The organism is Dyella sp. Tek66A03 (assembly GCF_052567735.1).
This window is the reverse complement of record NZ_CP199584.1, coordinates 3,835,122-3,853,938: the sequence shown is the minus strand read 5'-3', so window position 1 is coordinate 3,853,938 and position 18,817 is coordinate 3,835,122. Positions and strand designations below refer to the sequence as shown.

Sequence of the window (18,817 nt, the reverse complement as noted above, 5' to 3'; positions counted from 1 at the left end):
GCCCTGTGGGCAAACAGACCCGGCCCGTAGGGTTGCGCTTGAGCGGTCACCAGACGGCAGCGCGCGGCTTGACCTGCCAGCCAGGCAGGCGCTGCGCCACGCGCCGCCGCCTGGCAACCGCTCAAGCGCAACGCGAGGTACTTGGAATATGAAACCAGACTCTTGGTTTGTGTGGCGCTCAAAACGATCCCCGTGGCTGCCTCACACGAGGCCGAAAAGCGTGAGGAGCTTAACCATGCAGCGCATTTCCCTCAATAAAGAGAGGGCGGGGTGGTCAGCGCAAGGTCAGGCCAGTGTCGGCAGCGAAGGTCAGAATCCATTGCCTAGCGCACTTTACAGAGCCACCGAGTCCGGGGCGTGAATCACGCTTCGATCAAGAAATCCGTGGCTTGGTAGCGTGGGCCCTAGCGATACGGACCCACTGTACGGCACAACTGCGCCACCAGCGCTCCCTGGCTGTGTTTCATCGTCTTCTCGAACAGGTGCTTGAGGTGGTTGCGAGCGGTACCTTCACCCATGGCCAGCAAGCCGGCGCAATCGCGCAGCTCGTGGCCATCCGCCAGCAGGGCGGCCAGGGCAGCCTCGCGCGGAGTGAGGCCGAAGACTTCCGCTATGGCCCCACGGGAAACCGGGTGACGGTGCTCGGGGACGTCGATGAAGATCGCCGTGCGACCCGGCGATCCGGGCAGGGCCGAGAAGGTGAGCAGCAACGGCGCCCGCATTGACGGATCCGATCGGGGCAGTGACAAATAGCGTGCCGCTGACGCGCCATCGTCGCTTGCCTGCGCCAGGCCCGTCAGCGCCAAGGCATGGCGCAGGCGGCGCGTGCTGGCCGCCGTGCTGGCCCTCAGGCCATCAGGACCCTCCGCCAGACCATCATGACTGGCCAGGATGCGGCGCGCTTCGCGGTTGGCATAGCGCAGCCGCGAGTCCGCATCGGCCAGGATGACGCCGATCAGCAGTTGATCGAGCAGCTGACCCAGGAGGACGGCGGAAACGTCGGCATCGTGCCGGTCTTCCGTGCGGCTCGGCGCGGGGGTGTGGAGGGCGTCCACGTATGGTGCATTCGCTGGCATGAGAGGCTCCCCGCCATGGGACCTAGTGCTTTCGGGCTGTCCGGTTTGGGACAGGCGCTCATGCCGGCCGTGGCGTATGCAGAGCTTTTGATCCTACTCCACCGTCGTGTGGGCGGTGTCGCGGAGTTGTGCCATGGCGATCGACGAACAACGACTGCAGGCGTTTCTGGGCAAGGCGATCTGCGACCTGGGTGCGGCGACGAGCGCCACCCTGATCCAGATCGGCGACGAACTCGGTTTCTACAAGGCGCTGGCCGGCGAACGGCTTACCCCGGCCGAACTGGCCCAACGTACGGGCACGTTCGAGCGCTACGTGCGCGAGTGGCTGGGCAACCAGGCCGCCGGCGGCTACGTGGAGTACGACGCGGCCAGCGGTAGCTACGGCTTGAGCGAAGAACAGGCGCTATGCCTGGCCGACCCCCACGGCCCGGTGGACCTGCCTGGCGCGTACGCCATCGTCGAGGCGATGTTCCACGCCAAGGAGCGCACGCTGGCCAATTTCCGCAATGGCCGCGGCATGGAATGGGGCGAGCATCACCCCTGCCTGTTCCATGGCACCGAACGTTTTTTCCGCGCGGGCTACAACGCCAACCTGATTACGGCGTGGTTGCCGGCGCTGGACGGGGTGGTGGACAAGCTGCGCCGGGGCGGCCGCGCCGCCGACGTGGGCTGTGGCCACGGGGCGAGCACGATCCTGATGGCGCAATCGTTTCCCGACTCCGAGTTCGTCGGCTACGACTACCACGCGCCTTCGATCGACGTGGCCCGCGAGCGCGCCAAGGCGGCCGGGGTGGAAAACGCGCGCTTCGATGTGGCGGATGCTGTCGGTTACACGGGCAGGCATTTCGACCTGATCGCCTTCTTCGATTGCCTGCACGACATGGGCGATCCCGTGGGCGCGGCCAGACATGCACGCGAGGCGCTCAAGGATGATGGCAACTGCATGATCGTGGAGCCGTTTGCGGGCGACCAGGTGCAGGACAATCTCAACCCGGTCGGACGCGTCTACTATGCCGCCTCATCGCAGATCTGCGTGCCGGTGTCGCTGGCGCGCAAAGGGCCTGCCCTGGGCGCACAGGCAGGCGAGAAGCGCCTGCGCGAAGTCGTGGTCGACGGCGGCGGCTTCCGCCAGTTCCGGCGTGCGACCGAGACGCCGTTCAACCTGGTGCTGGAAGCGAGACCCTAGCCTTCTTCTTCTTCCCTTTGGGGAGAGGACCGAGGTGAGGGGCGAGTGCTCGCGACAGAAACCATTCGAAGCGTCCTTCGAACTGGCGTCACCGCAAGATTGACCCCTCACCCCAACCCTCTCTCCGAAGGGGAGCGGAAGCAAAGCGCTTACTTCAACAGCGACCGCAGCATCCACGCCGTCTTCTCATGCTCCTTCAGCCGCCCGGTGACGATATCGGCGGTGCCTTCATCACCGGCCGCATCGGCCGCCTTGATGACTTCGCGCGCCGTGTGTGCGGCGATCTCATGGCCTTCGACCAGCTGCCCGACCATGTCCTTCCAGTCGGGGACGCCAGCCTCTTCCTTGATCGAAGTCAGCTTGCCGAACTGGCTGTAAGAGCCGGGAGCGAACACGTCCAGCGTGCGGATGCGCTCGGCAATCTCGTCGGCGGCCAGCCACAGCTCGTTGTATTGGGTCTCGAACATGGTGTGCAGGCTGTTGAACTGCGGGCCGGTGATGTTCCAGTGAAAGCTGTGCGTCTTCAGGTAGAGCGAATAGGTGTCGGCCAGCAACTTGGACAACTGCTTGCCGATCTGTTCCCGGTCCTTCTTGGCGATACCGATGGAAATGGCCATGGATTGCTCCTTTTGAGGGTAGGTGGGTGGAACCTGGAGCTGAGCGTATCGAGCCAGGAAGTCATCGGGAAATGAATCCTTCCGATACTGGCGATAGTCAGCGGCTATCATGTGCGGTCCGATGACCCATGCCTCCGCCCCCCCATCCTCCGCGTCCGACGCCCGCCTGCGCGATCTGCGCAAGGCGCTGGACCACGTTTCCAGTCGCGATTACGGCCGGCTGCAAGGCCGCCTGCGTGAACTCTCGCGCCGCTTCGACGAACGAAAGCTGACGACGCTGAGCGCTGATATCGAGGTATCCGCGGCAAAGCGTCGTGCTCGTGTGGAGGCCAAACCCGCAATCCGATTGGATGAATCGCTGCCAATTACGGCCCGAGCCGACGAGATCGTCGAGCTGATCCGCAAGTACCAAGTGGTGGTGATCGCCGGCGAAACCGGCTCAGGCAAGACCACCCAGCTGCCCAAGTTGTGCCTGGCTGCCGGCCGCGGCGAAGCGGGCATGATCGGTTGTACCCAGCCGCGCCGCTTGGCTGCGCGCTCAGTGGCGCGCCGCGTGGCGGAGGAGTTGGGCACGCCGCTGGGCGAGCAAGTTGGTTTCCAAGTGCGCTTCAACGACCAGGTGTCCGAGCGCAGCCTGATCAAGTTCATGACCGACGGCATTCTGCTGGCCGAGACCCAGGGCGACCCGTGGCTCAGCGCGTACGACACCATCATCATCGACGAAGCGCATGAGCGCAGCCTCAATATCGATTTCCTGCTCGGCTATCTGAAGCAGCTGGCGACCAAGCGGCCCACGCTGAAGATCATCGTCACCTCGGCCACCATCGATACCGAACGCTTTGCCGAACATTTCAGCGGCGCGCCGATCGTGTCGGTGGAAGGGCGTACCTATCCGGTGGAAGTGCGTTGGCGCTCGCTCGATGAAGTGGCTGCCAGGCGCGGACAGCGGGCTGGGGACATGCAGCAAGGCAGTGCCGAACACGTCGCAGCGGTGCTGGACGAGATCACCCACGACGACCCGCGCGGCGACGTACTGATCTTCATGCCCGGCGAGCGCGAGATCCGCGACACGCATTTGCTGTTGTCGCGCCGGCAATACCGCGAAACCGAAGTGCTGCCGCTGTATGCGCGCCTTTCCGCGGGCGACCAGGACCGGGTGTTCAAGCCCGGTCCGAAACGACGCATCGTGCTGGCCACCAACGTGGCCGAGACTTCGCTGACGGTGCCGCGCATCCGCTACGTGATCGACTCGGGCCAGGCACGCGTCAAACGCTACAGCCAGCGTAGCCAACTCGAACGCCTGCATGTAGAGCCGATTTCCCGGGCCGCCGCCGACCAGCGCAAGGGCCGCTGCGGACGTGTGGGGCCGGGCACCTGTTATCGCCTCTACGACGAGGCCGATTACAGCAGTCGCGCCGCCTACACCGACCCGGAGCTGCTGCGCTCGTCGCTGGCCAACGTGATCCTGCGCATGCTCTCGCTGGAACTGGGCGATGTGGAGCAGTTCCCCTTCCTCGAAGCGCCCGATCCGCGCGTGGTGGCCGATGGCTATCGACGCCTGGCGGAGATCTCGGCGATCGACGAGGCGCGTCATCTCACCCCGATCGGGCGCACGGTCGCCCGCTTGCCGATCGACGTGCAGCTGGCGCGCATGCTGGTGGAGTCGGAAAAGCTGCATAGCCTGCGCGACGTGCTGACCATCGTGTCCTTCCTCAGCATCCAGGATCCGCGCGAGCGTCCGGCGGATGCACGCCAGCAAGCGGATGCCGCGCATGCGGCGTTTGCTGATCCCAAGTCCGATTTCGTCGGCGTGATCAACCTCTGGCGCGAGTACGGCAAGGCGCATGAAGACCTGACGCAGTCGAAGCTGCGCGACTGGTGTTCGCGGCACTTCCTCAGCTTTATGCGCATGCGTGAATGGCGTGAGCTGCACCGGCAGTTGTTGCTGGTGGTGCAGGAGCTGGGTTGGAGCCTCGAAGCTGTTGCTCCTTCTCCCCGCAGGGGAGAAGGTTGGGATGAGGGGGCAACCTCGCGAGGTGCTGCAAAGGCAAAGGCTGTTGCTCCGGAAAAGAAGCAAGGTAGGAAAGCGTCTGGCGAGCACCCGCCCCTCACCCCAGCCCTCTCCCCGAAGGGGAGCGAGGACGAGGCGGCGCTGCACTACGAAGCGATTCACCGCAGCCTGCTCGCTGGCCTACCCACCCAGGTAGGTCACAAGGACGAAAAGAGCGTCTATCGCAGCACGCGCGAACGCCGCTTCCAGGTATTTCCCGGTTCGGCGCTGTCCAAAGTGCCACCAAACTGGATCTTCGCCGCGCAGATTCTCGATGTGGGCGGCCGCGTGTGGGGCATGGCCTGCGCCCGCGTCGAGCCGCTGTGGATCGAGCAACAGGCTGCGCATTTGCTGCGTTCATCTTGTCGCGACGAGCACTGGTCGCGCAAGCGCGGCCATGTCGTTGCGTATGAGCAGGTGAGCCTGTTCGGACTCACCCTGATCGAGCGTCGGCCGGTGACGTTCCAGCGCCAGAACCCGGCGCTTGCCCACCAGATTTTCCTGCGCGAGGCACTGGTGCGTTGCGATATCGACGCACGCGCGGATTTCATCCGTGCCAACCAGCGCGTGCTCGAAGACGCCCATGGCATCGAGGCCAAGCAGCGTCGCGAAGGCCTGCTGCGCCACGAAGACGAATTGGTCGGATTCTTCGAAGGCAAACTGCCGCAGGACATCGCCGACAGCCGCGCGCTCGATGCGTGGTATCGCAAGGCACGTCCTGCCGAGCAAGCGGCACTGCGCTGGTCGCTGGACGATGTGATGAGTGGCGGGGCAGGGCTCGATCCCCGGGCGTTTCCCGCTACGCTTGAAATGGGCGTGCAGCGTTATCGGCTCGAGTACCGCTTCGTCCCTGGCGACGAGGCCGACGGCGTCACCCTGCCTTTGCCGCTATCCATGTTGAATGCGCTACCTGCCGCGCGCTGCGAATGGCTCGTGCCCGGGTTGCTCGCAGAGAAGGTGGCCGAGCTGATTCGTGGGCTGCCCAAGGCGCTGCGACGCAATTTTGTACCGGCCCCGGACTTCGCCCGCGCCTTTGTCGAGGCGGAAGCGCCGCGCGACGAGCCACTCGCCAAAGTCCTGGCCGTCTTCCTGAAGCGCGCCACCGGCGTGGACATGGCGGCGGGCGAATTCGCCGTCGTTGAGCTGCCTGCGCATTTCCGCATGCGCTATCGATTGCATGACGAAGACGGATGTACCCTCGCCGCCGGCCGCGACCTCGCCGACATGCGCGCGCAGTGGGAAGGCCAGGCGCGCGAAGCGTTCTCGCGCAAGACCGATATCGAACTGACCCGTGAGGACATCGCCAGCTGGGATTTCGAAGAAATTCCCGTCCAGGTGCGCTCGACTGGCGGCCTGCTGGCTTTTCCGGCCCTGGTCGATTTGGGCGAAACGGTGGCGCTGCGCGTGTTCGAACGTAGTGACGAAGCGCGCGAGGCGCACCGTCTTGGCGTGGTGCGTCTGTTGCGCAATGCGTTGGCCAGCGACATGAAGCAGGCGCGCCGTCGTCTGCCGGTCGGCAATCCACTGGCGCTCAAGTACGCACCGCTGGGCGGTGTCGATGGTCTGCGCGAAGATCTGGTGGAAGGCGGTTTCAGCGACATGCTGGAACGCCATGCGCTGGATGTGCGCACCGCGGGTGCGTTCGAAGCGCTGCACACGCAGGCCTCACGCGAGCTGTTCGCCGCCGCCGTGGAGCGGTTGAAGCTGGCCGAACCGATCATCGAGGCGCAGGCGGAACTGAAGCCGTGGCTTGAGCCGCCGTTGATGGGCTTTGCACGGGCCAGTTACGACGATCTGCGCGAGCAGCTCGACGGCTTGCTCATCCCCGGTTTCCTGCGCGACCTGCCGACCGCACGGCTGGCGCACTATCCGCGTTACCTCAAGGCCATGCGCTTGCGCGCGGAACGCTTGCGCCAGGACCCGGCCAAGGACCAGCAGCGCCTGCTGCAGGTGCTGCCGTTCTGGCGCGAATACCTGAAGCATCGCGCTGCCGGCAGTGACGGCCTGGATGAATTGCGCTGGTTGATCGAGGAGTGGCGCGTCTCGCTGTTCGCGCAGGAGTTGAAGACGGCCGAGCCGGTCTCCGCCAAACGCCTGAACCGGGCGCTGGAAACCCTGTAGGAGCGCACCCTGTGCGCGATGACGGCCTCGCCGCTACGTAGGCCTTTCACTCGGGCCATCCTTGGCCCTCGCCCTACGGGCAGCTTGCGCTGTGCAAACCGGCAATCCTGCCGGTTTGTCGCGCACAGGGTGCGCTCCTACACAGGCGGGTTGCTGTCTACTTGGTCCGCACCACGCTGGTGGTGTCATTGCAGCCATCCACCGCCATCATCCAATTGCCCATCAGCGAGCGACGGATCGTCACCTTCGGGTTGTTGCTGCTCAGGCACGAAACCTTGCTGGTGTCGGCCTGCTTCCACACCTGGCCATTGTCCAGGGTGAACTCGCCGTGGCCGCCGAAGCCGTTGAAGCTGCCCTGCACGCGGGCCTGGATCGGGCCGGCTTTCTCGCTGCTGGGATAGAACACCGGCTTGCCGGCCTGGTCGACCATCTTCGTCGCGGCCTTGGCATGTCCGCTCAACCAGCCGTCGAGGTTCTTCAGCTCGTCCGGCGAGAGCTTGTCCAGGCCGGCGGCCTTGAACTCCTCCGGCGACATGCGCTGCTGCAGCGGCACGTATTGGTCAGCGGCGTGCGAAACCATGGGAACAGTCAGGGCGACACTCATCAACAACGGCAGCAGGCGGACCAGACGCATGGGGGCAATCCTCTCGAGCATAGGGAAGGAACAGCGCTGGCGCAGCATACACGGCATGAACCGCCGGTTCATGAGAAGCGCGGGTCCAAGGGCTCGCCTGCACTAGAATGGCCGCATGGTTCAAGCCGCCCCCCACGCAAGCTCGGATCTTGCCGAGTGGCGCAGTCGCGCCGGCAGCGTCCCGTCCGTACTGGCCGAGGCGCTGGAGGTGTGCGCGCAACTGCCAGTGAGCCGCGCCGAAGGCGTGGATGTGCTCGACCTGCTGGCCATGCTCGGTTGTGATGCGCAGACCCAGGCCGCCGCGCTGTGGTTCGAGGTGGCGCGCATCGATCCGGTGTCGTGGGCGAAGCGCGAGCCGGGTTTGGCGCCCGAGCTGCAGCGACTGGTCGCCGGCCAGGTGGCTGCCGAGCGGGTCTGGGCGCTGCACGCGGAGCATGGTGCCGACCACGGCGCCGAGGGCTTGCGCCGCCTGCTGCTGGCAATCATCCGCGACCTGCGCGTGGTGTTCATCCTGCTGGCGCGACATCTGGCGCGCATGCGTGCGGCGAGTGCGCTGCCGGAAGGCGAGCGCCAGCTGCTGGCACGCCTGACCCAGGACATCCATGCGCCGCTGGCCAATCGCCTGGGTATCTGGCAGCTCAAATGGGAGCTGGAAGATCTCGGCTTCCGCTACCTGCATCCGGATATCTACAAGCGCATCGCGCGTCTGCTCGACGAGCGGCGCAGCGACCGCGAGGAATTCATCCGCGAATCGCTGGAGGTGCTCAATCGCTCGCTCAAAGCCGCCGGCATCCCGGCGGAATTGGCCGGCCGGCCCAAACACATCTATTCGATCTGGAAGAAGATGCAGCGCAAGGCGCTGGAATTCTCCGATCTCTACGATATTCGTGCTGTGCGCGTGCTGGTGGACAACGTGGCCGATTGCTACGGCGCGCTCGGTGTCGTGCACACGCTGTGGCCGCACTTGCCCGGCGAGTTCGACGATTACATCGCACGGCCCAAGGGCAATGACTACCGCTCGCTGCATACCGCGGTGATCGGCCCGCGCGGCAAGACGCTGGAAGTGCAGATCCGCACGCACGAGATGCATCGCATCAACGAGCTGGGCGTGGCGGCGCATTGGCGCTACAAGGAAGGCGGCAGTGGCGACAGCGAGTTCGAGGCGAAGATCGCCTGGATGCGCCGCCTGCTCGAGCCGCGCGCGGACAGTGACGGCGACCTGGCTGCCGCGCTGCAGACCGAGCTGCTCGAGGATCGCGTCTACGTACTCACCCCCAAGGGCGAAGTGGTGGACTTGCCCAGTGGCGCCACCGTGCTGGACTTCGCCTACCACGTGCACACGGAAGTCGGTCATCGCTGCCGTGGCGCCAAGGTCAACGGCCGCATCGTGCCGTTGACCTTCCAGCCGCACAGCGGCGATCGCATCGAAGTGCTCACCGCCAAGGCGGCCGAACCCAGCCGCGATTGGCTGTCGTCGCACCACGGCTATCTGCACACCTCGCGCGCCAAGGAAAAGGTGCGCACGTGGTTCCGCCGCATCGCGCATGACGCCAACCTGGCAGCCGGCCGTAGCATCTTCGAGCGGGAGATCAAGCGGCTTGCCTTGCCCACGGCCGACCTGGCCAAGCTGCCCGCGCATTTCCACCTCAAGACGCACGACGATTTGCTGGTCGCGCTCGCGCTCGGTGAAGTCGCGCCCGGCCAGATCGCACGCGTCCTGCAGGAGGCCGCAGCGCCGCCACCAGCGGTGACCCAGTCGGCGGCACCGGCGTCGCCGCGTCAGGCGCCGCGCGATCACAGCGCCTTGAGCATCGAGGGCGTGGGCAATCTGCTCACGACCCTGGCCCGTTGCTGCCAGCCGCTGCCCGGTGATGCGGTGCGTGGCTTTGTGACCCGCGGACGTGGCGTCTCGGTGCATCGCGCCGACTGCATCAGCCTGGCGCGACTGGCACGGCGCGATCCGGATCGCGTGATCGACATGGAGTGGGGCAAGGCGTCCGCGCAGGCCTATGAAGTGGAGATCGAGCTGCACGGCTACGACCGCAAGGGCTTGCAGAAGGACGTCACCAGCATGATCAGCAATGCCGGCACCCACATCATTGCCTCGTCCAGCCGGGTGTTCGCCCAGACCGGCGAGGTGGAGATGCGCTTCACCTTGAGAGTGCGCGACTTCGAACAGCTGTCCGGCCTGCTCGGGCGCCTGGTCGCCATGCCCAACGTGGTCGACGCACGCCGCGTCAGCGTTGGCTGAACGACGCGCGTTAGCAGGCGGGTGCCGGCCCGGCGCGATGTTAAGCTGCTGCAGATTGATCCCACCCCCTTGATCACACCTTCGTGAGCCCATGAACGGACGCAAAGACCAGCACGACCCCGGGTCGCAGGGCCGCACCGAACCTACCCTGGGTGATCTCGACCATCTGGATACGCCGTCTCCGGAGTCGAAGTGGGACGACGGTCTACCGCGGGTCACGCTGGATCCGGATCGTGGTCGCGGCACGTCGTCGCGGCCGCCGCGGCGCTCGTCCCGCCGTCGTGGCTGGTTGATCCCGCTGTTGCTGCTGCTGGTGATTGGCGTGGGCACCACGCTGTGGATGGGGCAGGACAAGTTGCGCGGCCTGGTGCCGAGCACCGAGTTGGGTGGGATCCTCGGACGCGCCGAAGTCGCCTTGCAGGAAGGACGTCTGGACGGCAATGACGGCACCAGCGCGCGTGAGCTGTTCGAAGCGGCACGCGCGCTGCAGCCCGACAACGACCGTGCCCGCGACGGCCTGCGCAAGGTCGGCCTGGCCGAGATCGCACGCGCCGATGCGGCCTTGCAGGCCGGCAAGCTGGATGACGCCGACCAGGCGCTTGCCGCCGCGCGCGAGCTGCTCGGTGGCGGCAGTGACGTGGATCGACTGACCCAGGCGCTTGCCACGGCGCGCACGGGCCCGGCGCAGACCGATCACCTGATCGAGCAGGCACGGCAGGCTTTCGATGCCGGCAAACTGGACGGCGACGATGGCGCCGGCACGCTGTACCGCCGGGTGCTCGGCGCCGACGCGAACAATGCCGTGGCGGCGCACGGGCTGGACAAGGTGGGCGACGCGCTGGCCAGCCAGGCGCACAAGGCGCTGGATGCGGGCGATCGCGCGGCAGCCTCCGCCCTGGTCGATCGACTGGCTGCGCTCATTCCCAACTACGGCGAACTGCCTGCCTTGCGCGCGGCTCTGGTGACGGAGCAAAAGCAGGACAGCAATGCCTTGGCCGACGCGCTCAATCAAGCCCAGGACGCCATGCGCGAGGGTCGCATCAGCGGCGCCGGCGAAGACACTGCGCTCGCCGATTACAAGACGGCGCTGGCGATTGACCCCGACAATGCCGATGCCAAGGCCGGCCTCGGTCAGGTAGCTCAGGCGCTGATCACGCAAGCCAACGCCGCGCTGGATAGCGGCGACCAGGCGCAGGCACGCAAGCTGCTCGATCAGGCGGCCGAACTGGCGCCCGGCTCTGGCGATCTTGCGGCGGCCAAGGCGCGCCTTGGCGGCACCCACAAGGCGTCGGCCGCGCTCCCGGTCGCGGGCGACGCGGAGGAGGACGTTGCGGGACCAACGCAGCATCCGGTGCTCACCGCGCAGCAGAGCACCGACCTCGCGCGGATGATCCAGCGTGCCGATAGCGCCGCCCAGCAGGGCAATCTCATGCTGCCTCCGGGCGACAGCGCGTACGACCTCTATCGCGGTGCGCTGGCGATTGACGGCAATAACGAAACGGCCCGGCATGGACTGGAAATGCTGCCCGGCTTGGCCATGAATCAGTTCAACCAGGCGCTCGCCAGCGGCAACCTGCCAGTGGCTGGCGATCGTCTCGCCGATTTCACCGACCTCTCGCCGGGAAGTGCAGGGCAGGGCGTGTTGCGCCAGCGTCTGGCCAACGCCTGGCTGGACCAGGCCGAACAGCAGTTGCAGCAAGGTGACCGTGCCAGTGCGACCCAGTCGCTGGACAGGGCGCGCAAGCTGGCGCCGGGCAATCCGCGTCTGGCCACGCTGACGGCGCGCCTGCAGGCCGGCTCCTGAGGATGTTTCGATGACGGTTGTGGTATTCGGGGCCAGCAACCAGATCGGCCATTTCCTGCTGCCGCGCCTCCAGGCGCGCGGCGAGAACGTGATCGCGATAAGCCGGCGTGCGCATCCCGGCGAACCGGGCATCAGTTGGCTCAAGGGGCAGTTGCCGGATGCCGTGCCGGCGATCGAACGCCCCTCGGCCATCATCAGTTTCGGGCCGCTGCTGTCGTTTGCCGAATGGCTGGCCACGCTCGAGCCGTCGCCATCGACGCGCGTGATTGCCACCAGTTCGATGAGCGCCGAATCCAAGCAGGCGTCCGAGGTGCCAGCCGAGCGCGCCATCTCCCAGATGCTGCGCGAGGGTGAGGCGGCCTTGGCGGCCGTATGCGAACGCCAGGGCTATCCGTGGACCGTGTTTCGCCCCACGATCATCTACGGCGCCGGCCTGGACAAGAGCCTTAGCCCGATCGCCCGCCGGGCCATGCGCCAGCGCGTGTTCCCGTTGCTCGCCGGACGCGGGTTGCGCCAACCCGTACACGCCGATGACATCGCCCAGGCCGTGATGGCGGCGCTCGACCAGCCGCAAGCCGCCGGGCGCGTATTGGCGCTGGGTGGTGGCGAGCGTCTGCCGGCGTCCGAGATGTTTGCCCGCGTCCGCTCCAGCCTCCCGGTGGCGACGCTGCCAGTGCCGCTGCCGGCCTGGTTGTTGCGCATGGGCCGCCACGCCGTACCGCGCTTGCGCGGCCCGCTGACCCGGCTGGAAGCGAATCTGATTGCCGACAATAGCGACGTCCAGCGCCTTCTCGGCATCTCCCCACGCCCCTTCCTCCCCGACGCCACCTGCTGGACCCCACCCGGCCCCAGGTAGGAGCGCACCCTGTGCGCGAAACCAACGTAGCGTCAGAGCCGCCACCCCCACTCTCAACAACAGAGCGGCGGCCCCAACTTGCCCGCCCTTTGCCATAAACCACCGCCTGCGTTCAGATGCCCGCCGGGCAGCAGGTCCTATGATCCCCCCTGCCTTCCTGTTCAGGATTCTCCCTCCTTGGCCTTCTTGCCCCGTCTTCGTTCGTTCGCCAGTGGCGTGTGGCCCTGGGTGCGCATCCCGTTCTGGATCTGCATGGGCCTGCTGTTCGGCTTCGTGCTGCCCTACACGCTGGTGCTGAACAAGCGCGTGCAGGATCGCTTCAATGATCTGGTGTTCGCGGTGCCTACCCGCATCTACGCGCGGCCACTCGCGCTCGCACCTGGCACGCCGATGACGTCGGCCGCGCTGGAGCTGGAGCTGACCTTCGCCGGCTACGGCAACGATGGTCATGGCCAGGTGGCCGGCACCTGGCTGAAGGACGGCAGCACCTACACCATCGCCTCGCGCGGTTACGCCGGACCCGACGGCGGCGAATTGCCCAAACGCGTTCGCGTGGCGCTGGGCAAGGGGCAGGTTGCCAGTGTGAAGGACACGGCCAGCGGCAAGACCCTCGAGCAGGCGCATCTCGATCCGGCGCGCATCGCCACCTTGTATGGCGCGCAACAGGAGGAGCGCCGCATCGTGCGCCTGGCCGATGTGCCGCCGATGTTGCTGTCGGGTCTGCAGGCCGTCGAGGACCGCGACTTCAAGCATCATTTCGGCATCGATCTCACCGCCATCCTGCGCGCCTCGTTCGCCAACCTGCGCGCCGGTCACACGGTGCAGGGTGGCTCCACCCTCACCCAGCAGCTGGTGCGTAACCTGTTCCTCGATCGCGAGCAGAACTTCACGCGCAAATTCAACGAAGCCTTGATGTCGATCCTGATCGAGGCGCACTACGACAAGAGCCGCATCCTCGAAGCCTACGTCAACGAGGTCTTCCTCGGTCAGCAAGGCAGCCAGGCCGTGCACGGATTTGCCGCCGCGTCGGAGTTCTACTTCGGTCGCCGCATGGAAGACCTCAAGCCGCAGGAAATGGCCCTGCTGATCGGCATGGTGAAAGGGCCGAGCTATTACGATCCGCGTCGTTATCCGGAGCGCGCGCTGTCGCGCCGTAACCTGGTGCTCGAGCAGTTCGCCGAAACCGGCGTGATGACGGCCGATGAGGCCAAGGCGGCGCAGGCCACCCCGCTTGGCATCGTCAGCATCGGACAGTTGCCGCATAACCGCTTCCCGGCGTTCATGCAGCTGGTGCGTGACCAGATCACCGCCGACTTCGACGACGAGACACTTTCCAACGGCAATCTCAGCGTCTTCACCTCGCTCGATCCGGCCGCGCAGCTGTATGCGGAGCAGGCCATCACAACCACCATGGCCAGCCTCGGCAAGCGTGGTGACGCGGCGCAAGCCGCTGCCGTGATTACCGAGGCGCAGACCGGCGCCGTGCTGGCGGTGGTGGGCAGCAAGCTGCCGGGCGACCAGGGTTTCAACCGTGCACTCGATGCGCGTCGTCCGATCGGTTCACTGGTGAAGCCGCTGGTCTATCTGGTGGCCCTGGCCCAGCCGGAGCGCTGGAATCTCGGCAGCCTGATCGAGGATGTGCCGATCAGCATGAAACAGCCCGACGGCACGATGTGGATGCCCAAGAACGACGAAGGCGATGCGCACGGTCCGGTGCCGATGATCGACGGGCTGGTGCATTCGTGGAACCTGGCCACCATCCATCTCGGCATGAATATCGGCGTGTCGCGCATCAAGGCCTTCCTGGAATCGTTTGGCCTTACCGATGTGAACCCGAGTCCGTCGCTGCTGATCGGTGCACTGGACATGTCGCCCTTGCAGGCGACCCAGCTCTATCAGTACATCGCTGCCGACGGACATGCGTTGCCGCTGGTCGCCGTGCGTGGCGTCGTCGATGGCAAGGGCCAGACCATCAAGCGCTACGAGGTGAAAACCGGACCGGGTGAATACCAGTCAGCGGTGCGGCTGGTGACCTGGGCCATGCAACAGGTGGCGCGTTCGGGAACGGCGGCGTCAATCGGCACCTCCGGCCTGGCCTATCTCAATGCGGCCGGCAAGACCGGCACCAGCAACGATATGCGCGACAGTTGGTTCGCTGGCTTCACCGGCGAGCATCTGGCCGTGTTCTGGATGGGCCGCGACGACAACAAGCCGAGCGGCCTGTACGGCGCCACCGGCAGTCTGCGCGCGTGGCAGGAATTGTTCCGCAAGCTACCGACGAAGCCGTTGTCGGCAGCGCCTGGCGAGGGTCTTGAGCTCGCCTGGATCAATCCGTCCGATGGCAAGCGCACGGAACAGGGCTGCGAGGGAGCGCGTCAATTACCGGTCGTGGCCGGTACACTGTCGCAGGATGCCGAGGGCTGCTTCTGGCAGCACGTAGGCAATCTCTTCGGCGGCGGTGACCAAGCACCCGCACCGGCTTCCCCGGCTCCCATTCGAGACTGATCATGTCGCGTCGACTCTTCCATGCCTCCGCCGTGCCAGCCACGCTGGCCGTCCTGTTGCTCGCTGCCTGCAGCCAACCCAGCGCACCCGCGCAAGCGACGCGTCCTACCCGTTCTGACGAGCAGATGCTGGCGTCCATCCATGCCGCGGGCGACAAGGAAAAGTCCGCCATCGACGTGAATCCGTTGCGTGAGCCGGGCGTGGCCAACTTGCAGGACGCGGCGGCTGGCGACATGCGCACCGGCCAGTACAGTGCAGCGGCAGTCAAGCTCGACCAGGCACTCAAGCTGAGCCCCAACTCGCCGGATCTGCTGCAGGATCGTGCGGAATTGGCGATCCGGCTCAAGGATTACGCGAACGCCGAAAAGCTCGCGCAGCGTTCGTGGGAGCTGGGTCCGCGCCTGGGGCCGCTATGCGCGCGCAATTGGCAGACCATTGCCGAGCTGCGCGAACGTGCCGGCGACGATGCCGGCGCGGCCACGGCCAGCAAGTCGCTGCAGCAGTGTCACGTGGAAGGCGTGCAGCGCTTCTGATGCATCTGCGGGCCCCGGTCTAGTGGAGTCGTGGCACGGTTAGTTCCTTGCGCACCGAAGGCATGCCTGACGTGCGTCTCGTCGAAGCCTGCTTATCGGGCGCGCAGGCGCTCTTCCATCAGCCCCACCAGGTTGCCGTCAGGGTCGCGCAGGAAGGCGAGCCATAAGGTGTGGTCGGACAGCTCGGCGGTAGCCTGGGGCTCACGTTCACCGACCGCGCCGCGATTGAGCAGCGCGGCAAAGGTCGTGCCGATATCGGCCACCTTGAAATACAGGATGGAGTTGCCGCCGACTGCGCCAGCGCCTTGTGGCGTCGACAGCATCAGGCGAACGCCGCCGCTGTCGAGGAAGGCCAGGTTTGGGGCCGGGCGAAACAAGAATGGCAGGCCGAGAATGTCGCGATAGAACGCGAGTGCCTGGTCGACATCGCTGACCGTGATGGCGATCTGACCGATACCGCTGATGGGCGTGGACATGGACAGGCTCCGCAGACGGGGGCCGGCACAGTCTAGGGCGTGTTCACCCTAACCAAGTAGTGCGCGTTGCCTTGCCCAGGCCGCCAGGTGGTAGTGCGTCGCGCCGGGCAGGCTGGCTGCCTGGCCAAGCGGCGCGCTACCGCCTGGCGGCCTGGGCAAGGCAACCCTTCGGGCCGGGTCTGTTTGCCCGAATGCCGGCGTCATCACTCGGTTGTGTACGGACGTACACGCCCTCGTTCTTCCTTGGCCTGCGCGCAAACAGCTCCCGGCGCGCGCTACTTGGTTAGGGTGAACACGCCCTAGGTATTCGCAGCCGCGGCCAAGGTCGGCGATACTTTCGCGATGATCGATCATGAGGATGTTGCCGCGCTGCTGGGCACGGAAGGCCCATTTGCCCGCGAGCTGCCGAATTTCGCGCCACGCGCCGCCCAGCAGGAGATGGCGCGTGCGGTGCAGCACGCGATCGCCGAGCGGGAAACCCTGATTGCCGAGGCTGGCACCGGCACCGGCAAGACCTTTGCCTATCTGGTGCCGGCGCTGCTGTCCGGCCAGCGTGTGATTGTCTCCACCGGGACCAAGGCGCTGCAGGATCAGCTGTATTTCCGCGATCTTCCGCGCGTACGCTCGGTGTTGGACGCGCGACTGAAGACGGCGCTGTTGAAAGGGCGCGCGAATTATCTTTGCCTGTACCGGCTCGACCAGACCGTGCGTGAAGGCGCGACCTTCGATCGAGGGCAGGCAGCGCAGTTGGCGGCCATCCGCACTTGGTCCTCACGCACGCGACGCGGCGATCGCGCCGAGCTGGCGGAGGTGCCGGAAGAGTCGCCGCTATGGCCGCGGGTCACCTCGACGCCGGACAACTGCCTGGGCGTGGAATGTCCGTTCTACGATGACTGTCACGTAGTGAAAGCGCGCCGTGAAGCGCAGGAAGCCGACCTGGTGGTGGTCAACCATCACTTGCTGTTTGCCGACCTTGCCTTGAAGCAGGAAGGCTTCGGCGAAATTCTCCCCGGTGCCCACGCCTTTATCCTTGACGAGGCGCACCAGATTCCGGAACTGGCAGGCCAGTTCTTTTCGCAGAGCATCAGCGCACGCCAGTTCAGCGAGTTGGCCCAGGACAGCTTGAGCGAGTGCAATGGCATCACCGGCGCGATCGGCGTGGTACTGGAGCCCGCCGAGGCGTTGCAGGACGCCGTACGCAGGCTGCGACTGGCGATGGATACGTTGCCGGAACGCGGGCCGTTCCACCTGTTGGAAGCCAGCGCATCCATCCACACGTCGCTGCACGACATGCGTGAGGTGCTTGCGGCGCTCACCGATGTGCTTGCCTCCCAGGCGGAGCGCTCGCGTGGTTTTGCCAACGCCCATGAGCGCGCGGCGCATCTGAGCGAGCGCCTCGATCGCATCGCTGAGCGCGATAGCGAGCGGGATGTGCGCTGGTATGAACTATTTCCGCGCGGCTTCGCCTTGCACGCCACGCCGCTCGACCTGGCCGCGCCCTTGCGCGCGATGCGCGAGCAGACGCAGGCGGCGTGGATCCACACCTCAGCCACTTTGTCGGTGGCCGGCAGCTTCGATCACTTCGCGCGCCAGCTCGGCCTGGAAGATCCACAGACGCTGCTGGTGGAGAGTCCTTTCGATTACGCCACGCAGGCGCTGTGCTACTTGCCAACGCCCTTGCCCGACCCTTCAACGCGCGACTACACGGACCGCGTCCTCGATGCCGTGCTGCCGGTACTGCATGCATCCCGTGGTCGGGCTTTCCTGCTGTTCACCTCGCATCGCGCGCTCCGCCGCGCGGCGGAACTGCTGCGCGAACGCGTACCGTGGCCGCTGTTCGTGCAAGGCACGGCGCCACGTCATCGACTGCTGGAGGAATTTCGCAGCAGCGGCCACGGCGTACTGCTCGGTGCGGCCAGCTTCTGGGAAGGGGTGGATGTCGCCGGTGAGGCCTTGAGCGTGGTGGTGATCGACAAATTGCCGTTTGCCGCGCCGGATGATCCGGTGCTGCAAGCGAGGCTGGAGGCGTTGGAACATGCCGGTATCAACCCTTTCATGGGTTGGCAGGTACCCAGCGCGGTCATTGCGCTCAAGCAGGGCGCCGGTCGATTGATTCGTGATGTGCGCGACCGTGGTGTCCTGGTGCTATGCGATCCGCGCCTGACCAGCAAGGGTTATGGACGTCTGTTTCTCGCCAGCCTTCCGGCCATGCCGCGAACGCGCGAATTGAAGGAAGTGCAGGCGTTTTTCGAGGGCGAGATGTCTTCACCCGCGTAGTGGTTTCACTTCGAGAGGATCAGGACATGGCTAAGGTGATCGGTCTGGGCGGTATCTTCTTCAAGTCACGCGATCCAAAGGCCTTGAGCGCATGGTATGCGCGACATCTGGGCCTGCCGGTCGATGACTGGGGTGGCACGCGCTACGACGAAGACGAGAAGCGCAAGGGCTATACGCTGTGGTCACCGTTTGCGGCGGATACGGACTATTTCGGACCAAGTGCGCAACCGTACATGATCAATCTGCGCGTGGACGATCTCGATGGCCTGCTGGCGCAGCTGCGTGAAGCCGGTGTGACCGTGGATGAGAACGTCCAGGACAGCGAATTCGGTCGCTTCGGCTGGATCGTCGACCCCGAAGGCACGCGCGTTGAACTGTGGCAGCCGCCGGCCGGATGATCTTCATTTCGCCACGAACGCGCCGTGCTTTGG

Annotated in this window: 13 protein-coding genes; 9 read left to right on the top strand and 4 right to left on the bottom strand. The window is 65.8% G+C overall.

Translation table 11 applies throughout. The features are described 5' to 3' along the window. Positions 1-404 precede the first annotated feature (404 nt). Positions 405-1,076: a helix-turn-helix transcriptional regulator gene (locus ACT01B_RS17285; protein WP_445144448.1), complete on the bottom strand. Its 672-nt coding sequence runs from the start codon at positions 1,074-1,076 to the stop codon at positions 405-407. 133 nt (positions 1,077-1,209) lie between these two features. On the opposite strand from ACT01B_RS17285, the gene ACT01B_RS17280 reads away from it, so the two are divergent. After that, entirely contained in the window at positions 1,210-2,262 is a 1,053-nt protein-coding gene (locus tag ACT01B_RS17280; RefSeq protein ID WP_445144447.1) for a class I SAM-dependent methyltransferase, read from the top strand. 149 nt (positions 2,263-2,411) lie between these two features. Here ACT01B_RS17280 and ACT01B_RS17275 read toward each other — a convergent pair whose 3' ends face one another. After that, positions 2,412-2,879, bottom strand: coding sequence for a Dps family protein (locus tag ACT01B_RS17275; RefSeq protein WP_445144446.1), 468 nt, complete (start codon positions 2,877-2,879; stop codon positions 2,412-2,414). A 121-nt stretch (positions 2,880-3,000) separates the two neighbouring features. On the opposite strand from ACT01B_RS17275, the gene hrpA reads away from it, so the two are divergent. After that, positions 3,001-7,050 carry an ATP-dependent RNA helicase HrpA gene (hrpA, locus tag ACT01B_RS17270; RefSeq protein ID WP_445144445.1) on the top strand — a complete coding sequence of 1,350 codons (4,050 nt, stop codon included), beginning with the start codon at positions 3,001-3,003 and terminating at the stop codon, positions 7,048-7,050. A gap of 157 nt (positions 7,051-7,207) precedes the next feature. On the opposite strand, the gene ACT01B_RS17265 is transcribed toward hrpA, so the two are convergent. Beyond that, positions 7,208-7,684, bottom strand: a complete 477-nt coding sequence (locus ACT01B_RS17265) for a hypothetical protein (RefSeq protein ID WP_445144444.1) — start codon at positions 7,682-7,684, stop codon at positions 7,208-7,210. 115 nt (positions 7,685-7,799) lie between these two features. Here ACT01B_RS17265 and ACT01B_RS17260 point away from each other — a divergent pair, with 115 nt between their 5' ends. The 5 genes from ACT01B_RS17260 to ACT01B_RS17240 all read left to right on the top strand — a co-directional run bounded on the left by ACT01B_RS17260 (position 7,800) and on the right by ACT01B_RS17240 (position 15,633). Beyond that, the gene (locus ACT01B_RS17260; protein ID WP_445144443.1) at positions 7,800-9,935 is read left to right on the top strand and encodes a RelA/SpoT family protein; all 2,136 of its coding nucleotides are present in this window, start codon (positions 7,800-7,802) and stop codon (positions 9,933-9,935) included. Between the two features lie 91 nt (positions 9,936-10,026). After that, positions 10,027-11,739, top strand: coding sequence for a hypothetical protein (locus ACT01B_RS17255; RefSeq protein ID WP_445144442.1), 1,713 nt, complete (start codon positions 10,027-10,029; stop codon positions 11,737-11,739). Between the two features lie 10 nt (positions 11,740-11,749). After that, entirely contained in the window at positions 11,750-12,595 is an 846-nt protein-coding gene (locus tag ACT01B_RS17250; RefSeq protein ID WP_445144441.1) for an NAD-dependent epimerase/dehydratase family protein, read from the top strand. 177 nt (positions 12,596-12,772) lie between these two features. Continuing rightward, positions 12,773-15,100, top strand: coding sequence for a penicillin-binding protein 1B (gene mrcB, locus ACT01B_RS17245; protein WP_445144440.1), 2,328 nt, complete (start codon positions 12,773-12,775; stop codon positions 15,098-15,100). A 2-nt stretch (positions 15,101-15,102) separates the two neighbouring features. After that, positions 15,103-15,633, top strand: a complete 531-nt coding sequence (locus ACT01B_RS17240) for a tetratricopeptide repeat protein (protein ID WP_445144439.1) — start codon at positions 15,103-15,105, stop codon at positions 15,631-15,633. 92 nt (positions 15,634-15,725) lie between these two features. Here the strand turns inward: ACT01B_RS17240 and ACT01B_RS17235 are convergent, their stop codons facing one another. Next, complete coding sequence (locus ACT01B_RS17235) at positions 15,726-16,109, bottom strand: VOC family protein (protein ID WP_445144438.1); 384 nt, start codon at positions 16,107-16,109, stop codon at positions 15,726-15,728. Positions 16,110-16,451: 342 nt separating this feature from the next. Here ACT01B_RS17235 and ACT01B_RS17230 point away from each other — a divergent pair, with 342 nt between their 5' ends. Together ACT01B_RS17230 and ACT01B_RS17225 are read left to right on the top strand one after the other, a co-directional pair. Further along, the gene (locus tag ACT01B_RS17230) at positions 16,452-18,386 is read left to right on the top strand and encodes an ATP-dependent DNA helicase (RefSeq protein ID WP_445144437.1); all 1,935 of its coding nucleotides are present in this window, start codon (positions 16,452-16,454) and stop codon (positions 18,384-18,386) included. 26 nt (positions 18,387-18,412) lie between these two features. Further along, entirely contained in the window at positions 18,413-18,784 is a 372-nt protein-coding gene (locus ACT01B_RS17225) for a VOC family protein (RefSeq protein ID WP_445144436.1), read from the top strand. Positions 18,785-18,817: the final 33 nt, after the last annotated feature.